The 10,480-nt window shown below is 58.6% G+C and carries 7 protein-coding genes; 2 read left to right on the top strand and 5 right to left on the bottom strand.

The window, feature by feature from the left end:
• Positions 1-283: 283 nt before the first annotated feature.
• On the bottom strand, positions 284-2,638 hold the full coding sequence (locus tag FTW19_RS23700) for a glycoside hydrolase family 3 N-terminal domain-containing protein (protein WP_147650033.1): 2,355 nt from the start codon (positions 2,636-2,638) through the stop codon (positions 284-286).
• 193 nt (positions 2,639-2,831) lie between these two features.
• Here FTW19_RS23700 and FTW19_RS23695 point away from each other — a divergent pair, with 193 nt between their 5' ends.
• Positions 2,832-3,161 (top strand): PadR family transcriptional regulator, encoded by a 330-nt coding sequence (locus FTW19_RS23695; RefSeq protein WP_147650032.1) that lies wholly within the window; start codon positions 2,832-2,834, stop codon positions 3,159-3,161.
• A gap of 13 nt (positions 3,162-3,174) precedes the next feature.
• Entirely contained in the window at positions 3,175-5,847 is a 2,673-nt protein-coding gene (locus tag FTW19_RS23690) for an ABC transporter permease (RefSeq protein ID WP_147650031.1), read from the top strand.
• A gap of 35 nt (positions 5,848-5,882) precedes the next feature.
• Here FTW19_RS23690 and FTW19_RS23685 read toward each other — a convergent pair whose 3' ends face one another.
• From FTW19_RS23685 to FTW19_RS23670, 4 genes are all read right to left on the bottom strand, one after another.
• Positions 5,883-6,398, bottom strand: a complete 516-nt coding sequence (locus FTW19_RS23685) for a methyltransferase family protein (RefSeq protein WP_147650030.1) — start codon at positions 6,396-6,398, stop codon at positions 5,883-5,885.
• Positions 6,399-6,447: 49 nt separating this feature from the next.
• Entirely contained in the window at positions 6,448-9,078 is a 2,631-nt protein-coding gene (locus tag FTW19_RS23680) for an ABC transporter permease (RefSeq protein ID WP_147650029.1), read from the bottom strand.
• A gap of 9 nt (positions 9,079-9,087) precedes the next feature.
• Positions 9,088-9,414, bottom strand: a complete 327-nt coding sequence (locus FTW19_RS23675) for a PadR family transcriptional regulator (RefSeq protein ID WP_147650028.1) — start codon at positions 9,412-9,414, stop codon at positions 9,088-9,090.
• Positions 9,415-9,524: 110 nt separating this feature from the next.
• On the bottom strand, positions 9,525-10,448 hold the full coding sequence (locus tag FTW19_RS23670; RefSeq protein ID WP_147650027.1) for a bifunctional helix-turn-helix transcriptional regulator/GNAT family N-acetyltransferase: 924 nt from the start codon (positions 10,446-10,448) through the stop codon (positions 9,525-9,527).
• Positions 10,449-10,480: the final 32 nt, after the last annotated feature.

Below are 10,480 nucleotides of genomic sequence, written 5' to 3'. Positions count from 1 at the left end.
CTTGTTCATTGGGGTGGAAACGCGCGCTCTATACCAGCCTGAGCAACGCCCCAGGTACCCGGCAGATTTGAAGTTAAAGAGCTGAAGGCCCGCTCCATAATTCTGAAGGTGAATTTGTCGATACTTCCTTGCCTTGCCCTCAGCGGCTAAAGCCGCACTACTTTTGCACCTTGTGTACGACACGGCTGAAGCCGTGTCCTTAAGCAAGGCATTCACGCTATGCGCGAAAGAGAGCTTCGCTCGAATCTCCCACCCAATGCATGGGCTCTATCGTCCATACGGTCTAAGGCAACGTAACGAACCGCGCCGCCTGATCGGCAAGGGAACTGCCGCCGATGAAGACCGTATACTCCGCGGGTTCGATCACCTGCTGGCTCTTCGCGTTGTAAAACGAAAGCTCGTCAAAGCCGAGGGGAAATTCGACCTTTCTGGACTCTCCCGGCTTGAGCGTTACACGGGCGAACCCTTGCAGGCTGCGTACCGGTTGTTCCGTGCTTGCTCCACGAATGTTGATGTAGCACTGAACGACTTCAGAGCCTTCACGCTCGCCCGTGTTCGTGATGATGGCTGACGCAATCAACGGGTTGGCTTTTCTGTCCTTCATCAATGCGGAAGCGTTCACGCGTTGGGCAGAAACAGAAACGTCCTTATAAGCAAAGGCGGTGTAGGTCAGGCCATGACCGAAGGGGAAGAGAGGATCGTTCGACTCATCCAGGTAGCGGGAGACATACTTCTTCTCAACGTAGGCATCTGGGTGCGCCGGATCCGGGTATTGAATCGGACGGCCCGTCGGCAGGCGGTTGTAATAGATCGGTACTTGTCCTACTGATTGCGGGAAGCTCATGGTGAGCTTCCCTGAAGGTGCGGTCTTGCCGAAGAGCACGTTGGTGATGGCCGGGCCGGTCTCCATGCCAGGGAACCAGACCTCCATTACGGCGGGAACATGTTCGCTGGCCCACTTCAGCACAAGCGGCCGGCCGGAGAAGATCAGAAGCACGATCGGCTTACCGGTCGCCTGTACGGCTTCCAGTAATGCCTGCTGGTTGCCAGGAAGATCAAGGTGAGTACGCGAAGCCGCCTCGCCGCTCATGTCACTGGATTCTCCCAGCGCCATGACCACGACATCTGCCTCCTCGGCTGCCGCAACTGCCGCCTCAAAACCTGCGTTGGAGTTGCCCGAGATATCGGTGCCTTTCGCATAGGCCAGGGCGAACCCTTCCTGCTGTGCTGCTTCGGTAAAGCTTTGGCGCAGCGTGTGGACGTCCTCGAAGTTATTCGCACCGGACCACGCACCCACCATGTCAGGGGCATCATCTGCCAGCGGTCCAATAAGGGCGATATTGCGCCCATTTCCCGTCAGCGGTAGAAGCGGCTTTCCATTGACGGGCTTATTCTGCAGCAGGACGAAAGACTCTTCCGCCGCGCGGCGAGCCAGCGGTCTGTGCTCTGGCACGGCTCTTGTAACCTCAGGCCCTTCGGTGAAGGGATGTTCGAAGAGTCCGAGAGCGAACTTCACCCGCAGAATGCGGCGCACTGCCTCATCGACAACGGCCATCGGAACCTTGCCTGAGTTCACCAGCGCGGGAAGTTCCTTGTCATAGAAGTGCGCGTTCATGTCGATGTCCACACCGGCCTTGAGAGCCTTTTCCGTGGCGCTGGCGGCATCCAGCGCGATGCCATGCCGGATCAGCTCCATCACTGCGGTGTAGTCGGAGACGATGAAGCCGTTGAAGCCCCACTCCTCGCGCAGGATCGTCTGCATCAGGTAAGGGTTGGCGCTGGCTGGCACACCATTGAGCGAGTTGAAGGCCGACATGAATGTCGCTGCACCTTCCTGTGCCGCCGCGCGATAGGGCGCAAGGTACACCTGGCGCAGCAACAGGTCGCTCATGTCTGTCGTGTTGTAGTCGCGCCCGGCCTCCGCCGCTCCATAGGCTGCGTAGTGTTTGACTGAGGCGGCGACGGAGTTGCGATCACCCAGACTCTTGCCCTGATAGCCACGGATGTAGGCACGAGCGATGACGGAGCCCAGATACGGATCCTCTCCCGCTCCTTCGGTGCATCGACCCCATCGCGGATCGCGTGCGATATCGACCATGGGAGAGTAGAACCAGTTCACGCCTGCGGTACGGGCTTCAATTGCTGCCGTTCGGCCCATCTCGGTGATGAGATCAGGATCCCAGCTCGAAGCGGTTGCCAGCGGCACCGGGAAGATCGTACGAAAGCCGTGCACAACATCCGCCCCGAACAGAAGCGGGATGTGCAGCCGCGTCTGATCCACCGCCGCATGCTGAAAGTGATTCGTCAGATCCTGGCCGACGGCGTTCAGCATGGAACCCAGTTCGCCTTTCTGCGCCAGCTCATAGCTGTCAACCCCACCCGGACCGGGCGGGTTGACGTTCAGCGCAGCCGTCGATTTCTTCTCAGTCCCTGCAGGGTGCGATTGTGTGGCGTTGTACTGGACAAGCTGCCCGATCTTCTCCGTCAGCGTCATCTGACGGAGCAAGGCATCCACTCTCCGTTCGATCTGGGGACTGGCCAGCTCTTTATTCGATGGAAGGGGACGTTGGGCGTACGAACCCGCGACGAGGCCACAGAAGACACAACCGAGGAACAGGGGAAGGTAGAGACGAATCATCGATGGAATCCCTTCGATGCAGAATCGACCTTATTCTACGCAGTTTGTTCGGGTCTGTGGTTTCGGCAGGGAAGGAGAATTGTTACAGCGTGAAACCGGCTGCGGCGAGGAGAAGCACGCTTATCGCACCTGGTTAAGTTGCCAATCACTTTCCCTTTCATATATTCTACACCTCAATCATTGAGGTGAGAGGATGACGAAGTCCAACGAACTACTGCAGGGCACACTTGATCTTCTGATTCTCAAAGTGCTCACGCCTGGGCCAATGCACGGCCTCGCCATTGCCGACCGCGTTCGTCAGCTCTCCAACGATGTTCTGCGTGTTAACCAAAGCGCACTCTATCCCGCACTTCACCGCCTTGAACATCAGGCCTGGATTACGGCCGAGTGGGGTGAGTCAGAAAATAACCGGCGCGCCAAGTTTTACTCGCTGACCAAAGCAGGTCGAGCCCGACTGAAGTCTGAAGAGGCCTCCTGGGATCGTCTCTCTTCTGCTGTCTACGGCGTACTTCGCTCTGTATAAACCGAGGTGTCCTATGCGATTCATCGATAGTCTTCGCCACCGTCTTCATTCACTGTTCCATCGCGATGCCGCCAACGCGGAGCTGAACGACGAGCTTCGCTTTCACCTCGACACCCTGATCGAGCGCAATATCGCGAGAGGCATGTCGCCGCGGCAGGCACGTACGGCTGCACAGAAGGAGTTCGGCAGTTTTGCCGAAGCGACACAGTCCACTTACGAATCTCGGGGAACCGCACTGCTCGAGGACCTCGCGCAAGATGTCCGCTACGGCGTGCGCTCTCTGCGGCGGCAGCCCGGATTTACCGCGGTCACGGTGCTTACCCTTGCGATTGGCATCGGCGCGTGTACGGCGATCTTCTCTCTGGTCAACGCCGTTCTGTTGCGCTCGCTGCCCTACGGCGATGCAAGCCGCCTGGTCTATCTCTACACGCCAAATCCGCATCTGAAGGAGATTCCACAGGAGGCGACGGGTCCCAGCAACGCCGACTTTTTTGAAATTCGCGCACAGGTCCGCTCCTTTGCATCGATGACCATGTTCGATCAGAAGAGCATGAACCTCAATACCGGCGATCAGCCTGAGCGTGTTGGCGTCGCACGGGTCGATTCGAGTTTCTTCCACACACTTGAAGCTGCGCCGCTCATCGGCCGTGAATTCCGAGATGCAGACCAGGAACCCGGAAACAGCCGCTCCGTTGTCCTCAGCTACTCGCTCTGGCAGTCACTCTTCGCCGGCTCCGATGATGTTTTGAGTCGCAATATCACGCTCGACGGTGAAACCTATCACGTTGTCGGCGTCATGCCTTCCGGCTTCGGCTATCCACACAAAACGGATCTCGCCTTCGGCAATGGAAACATCGCGGACACCCAATTGTGGGTTCCCATTGCGCTTACGGCGCAAGAACGCGCAAGCCGTGACCCAAGCAGCATAAATGCTCTCGCTCGCCTCGCTCCAGGTGTGTCAGTAAAAGATGCTCAGGCCGAGATGAGTCCACTCGTCGCTCGCCTCCAGCCGTTGCATCACGATCTCATCTTCAGCGGCGGTATGATCGCATTGGTCAAACCGCTTACCCAGACGGTTCTCGGCGGTGCGCGTCCGCTGATGCTGCTTCTGCTTGGGGCGGTTGGCTCTGTTCTGTTGATTGCCTGCGCAAACGCCGCGAATCTCCTGCTGGCGCGCGCAGCTGGCCGTCGCCACGAATTGGGAGTACGCACTACCCTCGGCGCCAGTCGCGGCCGCCTTGTGCGCCAGATGCTTACAGAATCGCTTTTGCTCGCCAGCGCCGCCGGCATCATCGGCGTGGGGCTTGCCCTGTTCTTCATTCGAGCCCTCATAAAACTCAATCCTGGCAACATCCCGCATATGGAGACCACCTCGCTCGATCTCCGCACGATGGTCTTTCTCATCCTTATCAGCTTTGTCACCAGCATCCTTTTCGGCACGCTTCCGGCACTCTCAGGGACACGGATCAATGTCGCGGACTTTTTGTCCAGTGCGGGCACACGCCTCATCGTCGATCGTCGGCGCCTTCGTCGCGGTCTGGTCGTCGCGCAGGTCGCGCTCGTCGTTGTGTTGTTGACTGGTGCAGGGCTCTTCCTTCGCAGCTATCGGAAGGTGCTCTCCGTCCAGGCGGGCTTCTCCCCCTCCACGTTGACGGCCGGCCTTCCCGTGAGCACATCGGCTGACACTGAGGACAAGCGCCGCGCCTTCTATGCATCGGTCCTCGAAGGAGTTTCCTCGCAGCCGGGTTTGAGTGCTGCGGGCCTGGTTAACTATCTTCCTCTCTCAGACTCGGAAAGCATAACCACACTGTGGGTCGATGGTTATCCGAATCAAAAGAACCAATGGGTGGAGTCTCGCGACGTCTCTTCCGGCTACTTCACTGCGATGCAGATTCCCCTGCTGAGAGGGCGTTACTTCACCGCGGAAGAAGACACATCTGCACCGCGCTTTGTCGTCATCATCAACCAGACCTTCGCCAATACGTACCTCGCAGGCAAAGACCCCATTGGTCATCGGCTTCGGACTAACTCGGATGATCCCTGGGCCACGATCGTCGGAGTTGTTCAGGATATCCGGAACGAAAGTATTGAGACCGCAGCCGTCCCGCAGATCTATACTCCCTTCTTTTCTTCGTTTGCGCCTCCGATCGGCGTCACGGTGGCAGTGCGTTCTTCGTTGCCTCAGAGCGCGACTATCGCCGCACTACGCTCGGCCGTCCGCTCCATCGATCCAAACCTTCCCCTCTCTCACATCCGGCTTATGAGCGAGCTTACCGCACATGCTACCGCGCCCCGGCGCTTTCAGACGACGCTGCTCTCCGTCTTTTCCGGCATAGCCCTCTTCCTCGCGATCGTCGGTGTCTATGGTCTGCTTGCCTATACCGTACGTCAGCGCACCGGCGAGATCGGCCTGCGCATGGCGCTCGGTTCTTCCCGCGCCCACATTGCCAGGCTCATTCTGAACGAGGGTCTCTCGCTGCTGCTTGCTGGACTGGGTATTGGCATTGTCGGTGGCATTGCCTTCGCGCACCTTCTGCGTAGTTTTCTCTACCAGGTACCTGCCCTCGATCCGCTCACGTTCGTGCTGGTGCCTGTCCTGCTGTTGATCGCGACACTCGTCGCCTGCCTCGTTCCGAGTATTCGAGCTGCAGCCATCGATCCCATGGTGGCTCTTCGCCATGAGTGATGGAGTCAATTTGAATCGGCGACGAGAGAGTGAAGTTAACTATCGTGCCCGCTCTGCTTCCAGGGGCGTAAGCACGGAATCCATCGGTGGACATTGACGCAAAAGACGTCGTACTCAGCGCCGTAGGTATTTCTCAGGGTGGGCTCCTCGTAGAGCAGCACAAACAAATGGAAGGCCACCCAGATTGCAATGCCGTATTCAAGAACGCGGAGATCGCCAAAGAACAACCCCTGTCCCAGAATCAACGACACGACCGCCACATACATGGGGTTTCGGACGTAGCGATAGAGGCCGCTGACGACGAGCTGGCGCGTTGGAAAGACTGGCGCGGGAGTACCGAAACCCTGAATCGCGAAGCGTGCGAAGGAATCCAGCAGGACAGGCAGACCTGCGACCATCAGCAATAATCCGAGAATGCGAAACGCGAAGATTCCGGCCAGTGGCGCTTGCACTTGCCACCGGCAGATTCGCCAGGGGATGTACCCCGCAATCGTTCCCGGCGCAATGACCAGGAAGATTGCTGAGCCGACAATAGCGAAGATCTGCCTCATCGGAGGGAATTCTACAACTCTGTCGGGGCTGGACGTTTCGCCGATGCACTCATTCGGAGCGCAGTGCCTGAACCGGATCGACCGAAGCGGCTCGCCGAGCAGGAATATAGCTGGCGAGCAGTGCCGAAGCCGCAAGCACCGCTGTCACAGTGGCGAGCGTGCCTGCGTCCCACGGCGCTGTACCGAAGAGCAGTTTTCGCATCATGCTGGCTGTGATCACCGAGCAGATTGCTCCACTTAGAACGCCGAAGGCTATCACCCTGCCCGCGTCTTTCATAATCAACTGGTAGACGGAGCTGCGTTGTGCGCCCAAAGCCATGCGCACTCCAATCTCCCTGGTCCGCTGACTTACCGAGTAGGCGATTACACCGTACAGACCGACAACGCCCAGCAACAGCGCCATCGCCGCGAATCCACTTACAAGCCATGCAGAGGAGCGATGAAGATAGGTCGACTGCAGGTTATGGATGCGGTCCTCTGCCGTCTCGGCGTTGAAGGCCAAAATGTCAGGATCGATCCCGTGCACCGTTCCTTCCAGCGACTTCAACAGCTCCTGCGGCGCATGAACCGTCCTGACGACGATACAGAAGGAGTTGGCCGGCTCCTGGTTGAACGGCGTATACAGCACCGGCTGCAATTCCGCATCGAGAGGTCCTTCCTTGATGTCTTCGACGATGCCGACGATCTCGATCACAGGGGACGATGCGTCGTACCGGATATGCTTTCCAATCGCATCTTCTCCGGGAAAGTACTTTCGCGCAAAGGTCTGGTTGACGATCATCACACGGGGCTTCGAAGCGTCGTCTGTTTCGGTGAAGTAGCGTCCTTGCGCCAGCCTCGCCCGTATTGTGGTGAAGTAACTCCCACCCACCTGGCGATTGACCGCTTCATAGGCCGTCCCATGTTGCGGCCTGCCGATGATCTCGAAGGCCGTATTTCCTCCAGCTACATTTGCCACGGGCGCCTGTTGCGCCACTGCCACTGATCGCACTCCAGGCAGTCTGTTCGCCTGCTCCATCACACGCTGCGTCAAGGCAACCATCTGCTCGGGTTTTGCATAGCGGAGGTGTGGTGATCGCAGTCCGATCATCGCCAGGTGATCCGGCTGAAGGCCGATATCGACGTGCAGCAGCTGATAGAAGCTCTTGCCCAGCAAGCCTGCACCTACCAGCAATACCATCGCGGTGCATAGTTCCAGTACCACAAGGTTCGCCCCCAGATGCTTCCACGTCGCTTTGGCGCCACCACGGCCCCCCTCCACCAAGCCGGAACGCAGGTCACTCAACGACAGGCGAAGGGAGGGCGTGAGAGAAAAAAGAATTGCCATCACCAGGCCAGTCGCTACGGCAAAGCCTGTAACGTGCAGGTTCAGCCCGAGTCCACGCAGATAAGGCATGTCTTCCAGCATCTTCGCCGGTACAAGTTTCAACAGGAGATGGATGACTCCATAAGCTGCGCCGGCGCCCATGGCACTTCCCGCCGCGGCGAGCAAAACTCCTTCCGTCACGAACTGCCGGAAGAGCCTCATGCGCGAGGCGCCCAACGCGCCGCGGACTGCGATCTCGTGTCGGCGATTCTCGGAGCGAACCAGCATCAGGCCGGAGACATTCACACAGGCAATCAACAGTAGCAACACCGCTCCGCTCAACAGCAGCAACAGAATCGGACGGAGGTTGCCGACGATCACCTCAGATAACGGAAAGACAGTTGCACCTCGCCCACCATCGGAATCCGGATACTGTCTCGCCAGTTGCTCTGCGATCGAACTCATGTCGGCCGAGGCCGTGTCCAGCGTCATTCCGTCTTTCAGGCGTGCAATCGCCCACAGTCCGTGGGATCCGCGATTGTTGGGATCAGAGGACTCATGAAGCGATGTCCAGAACTCCGACGGCCCCGCGGGTGCGAAGTGAAACTCCCGCGGCAGAACTCCGATGATGACATACGGAACGCCCTCCAGCGTGACCGTCTGACCCAGCACATCCTCACGCTTGCCGTAGCGGTTCTGCCACGCGGCATAGCTCAGAATCACAGTACGCGGAGCACTCGGAGTGTCCTCGCCTTCGTGAAAGTCACGTCCAAGGATGGGGGCAATGCCAAGCGTACGAAAGAAACCGGCACTTACGGTGGCGCCTGGTACCCGCTGTGTCCCCGTCCTTGTGCTCTGCGCAAAAAACAGATTGTCGTACGCTTCCAGCGAATCGAAGACCTTGTTCTGTCGCTTCCAGTCCAGGTAGTCGAGATACGAGAGATGAAAACGAGGTCCCAGTGATGTGCTCTCGAACAACGCAACCAGCCGCGAGGGACTCTGATACGGTAACGGCCGGATCAGGACGGCATCGACAAACGCAAAGATCGCGATACTGGCGCACATTCCCAGCGCCAATACCAGAATGGCTGTCGAGGAGAATCCGGGATTCTTCCGCAACTGCCGGCACGCATGCCGTATATCCGACCAGACGCTATAGAGCGTCAACGCCGCATCGGCTCCAGTGACATGCTCCTTCGTGCTCGACAGATTGCCGAAGCGCAGCAGTGCGTCGCGCCGTGCCTCTTCTTCCGGCATGCCGTTCGCCATGTTCTCGTCGATCCGCATCTCGATGTGGAAACGAAGCTCGGCGTCAATCTCCCGATCCACCTTCGATCGAGAGAAGAGATTCGCAATACGTCGAAGCAGCGACATGGCTTCACCTCACGCGTAGCGCAGAATGGCGCGTACGCCTTTTACCAGATGCTCAAAGTTTTTCTCTTCTTCCTGTAGGCGCTTTCGTCCCGCAGCGGTCAGTTTGTAATACTTCGCCTTGCGGTTTGTTTCGGTCATGGCCCAGTCCGCGGCGATCCATCCCTGTTGCTCCATCCGATGCAGCGCCGGGTACAACGACCCTTCCTCAACGCGAAGCAGATCGTCCGATGCCTGTTGAATGTGAGCCACAATTCCGTAGCCATGCATCTCTCTCACCTGTGAGAGAGTCTTGAGGACCAGCAGATCCAGCGTCCCTTGCAAGTCGTTCTTCGCCACGCCGCCTCCCCTAAGCAACTAGGTATGGGAAGTACGTTAAGCCTAGATGTTTAGGGGTGTCAAGCGGGGAATGCACTGTCTTTGACCTTCCGGAGCCGGAAGTTCTCTGACTACTGCTTCAGATCGAGCGTCCAGGTCTGGCCGACCAGGTCTTTGCCGAAGGAGTGGTGACGGTTTTCTTCCTGCAGGGTGAAGCCCGCTGCCTGATAGATCTTGCGGGCGGAGACCAGGATGTCGTTGGTCCAAAGTGTGAGTTTGCGGTATCCCAGCTCGCGCGCGCGCTCGATGCAGGCATTCACCAGTCGCGAGCCGACACCCAGACCCCTGGCTGCCGGGTCGACATAAAGCAACCGCAGCTTCGCGACCTGAGGATCGTCGGTCTTCATCAGGAACACGGAGCCAACAACCTGATCGTCCAGTTCCGCGATCCATGCATCCTCGCGCGTTGCGTCGAAGTTGGCGGCGAAGATGCCGAGGATCTGGGCCACCAGGCCTTCGTAGGTCCAGTCCCAGCCATACTCCTGCGTATAGAGAACCCCCTGACGATGCGTGATCCAGCCCAGGTCGCCCACCTTCAGCGGGCGAAGCCGCACGTCCGCTGCCGATGGTGGCTTTGGTTGAAGAAGAGAAGATTGGATCTCCTGCATACCCTTTGCCAGGCGCCGGCGATTCTCGGACGTGAGCGGCGCGAGCAGCGTCTCGATCTGCGCTTCGGTGCCGTCGTTCATCCGCTTGAAGGTTCGTTTCCCGGCGGCGGTCAGCGAGAGCAGTTTGTGCTTGCCGTGCTCCGGGCTGATGCGGCTTTTCACCAGACCGGCTGCCCGAAAGCGGGCGGTGATGCGGCTGACGTGGGCCTTGTCCATTCCGAGCGTGCGGATAATGTCCGCCGCAGTCTGCTCGCCCGCCTGTGCCAGCTCGTAGAGCACGCGTGCTTCGGCGAGGGAGAACTCGCTCGCCGGAAGGTGTTCGGCCAGCAGGCCAATCTCACGGGTATAGAACCGGTTGAAGCTTCGCACTTCTCCAACAAGAGACATCCGCACCTCCGCAAACATGTGTTGTCACTGAC

The sequence above is a fragment of the Terriglobus albidus genome, from assembly GCF_008000815.1.
Classification (GTDB): domain Bacteria; phylum Acidobacteriota; class Terriglobia; order Terriglobales; family Acidobacteriaceae; genus Terriglobus; species Terriglobus albidus_A.
This window is presented reverse-complemented; position numbering and strand designations above follow the sequence as displayed.

Bases quoted from the DNA above. Each gene is read 5' to 3' on its own strand.
- FTW19_RS23700 (WP_147650033.1), bottom strand. From the start codon at position 2,638: ATGATTCGTCTCTACCTTCCCCTGTTCCTCGGTTGTGTCTTCTGTGGC.
- FTW19_RS23685 (WP_147650030.1), bottom strand. From the start codon at position 6,398: ATGAGGCAGATCTTCGCTATTGTCGGCTCAGCAATCTTCCTGGTCATT.
- FTW19_RS23695 (WP_147650032.1), top strand. From the start codon at position 2,832: ATGACGAAGTCCAACGAACTACTGCAGGGCACACTTGATCTTCTGATT.
- FTW19_RS23690 (WP_147650031.1), top strand. From the start codon at position 3,175: ATGCGATTCATCGATAGTCTTCGCCACCGTCTTCATTCACTGTTCCAT.
- FTW19_RS23670 (WP_147650027.1), bottom strand. From the start codon at position 10,448: ATGTCTCTTGTTGGAGAAGTGCGAAGCTTCAACCGGTTCTATACCCGT.
- FTW19_RS23680 (WP_147650029.1), bottom strand. From the start codon at position 9,078: ATGTCGCTGCTTCGACGTATTGCGAATCTCTTCTCTCGATCGAAGGTG.